The sequence below is a fragment of the Bacillus sp. AFS031507 genome (genome assembly GCF_002584635.1).
Classification (GTDB): domain Bacteria; phylum Bacillota; class Bacilli; order Bacillales; family Cytobacillaceae; genus Neobacillus.
Genome location: NZ_NUOW01000092.1, coordinates 1 through 350, shown reverse-complemented (window position 1 = coordinate 350; position 350 = coordinate 1). Strand labels below are relative to the sequence as shown.

Sequence of the window (350 nt, the reverse complement as noted above, 5' to 3'; positions counted from 1 at the left end):
TTGGTTCCATCCCAACAATTGCTTCACATAGGTTGTTTAATCCTTGAAGATTTTTAATCCATTTTAGGAAACTAGTAAATCCTTCTTCATCATTTTTGAATGTAAGAGGATCTCCGACAACAATTCCACGGAAATTTACGGCTCTGGCGACATGAAATTGTTGTGCAATATCCACGCCGACAACAAGATGTTTAACGGAAATTCTTTCTATTAGTTGATTTTGTTTGTTCTGCATTTTAAACTTCATAGTAGGGTTCCTCCTAAAGTTGTGAGTTAGAGTGGTGTCTATACTCATATCTTACTGAGGAGCCCTATTTTTTTCAAAGTCGAAAAATAACGATCTACAGGAA

The 350-nt window shown here is 35.7% G+C and carries 1 pseudogene; it reads right to left on the bottom strand.

What is annotated here, in order from left to right:
• Nucleotides 1-247, bottom strand: a pseudogene (locus COE25_RS29895) (IS110 family RNA-guided transposase); the annotation flags it as partial.
• Between the last annotated feature and the right edge of the window lie 103 nt (nt 248-350).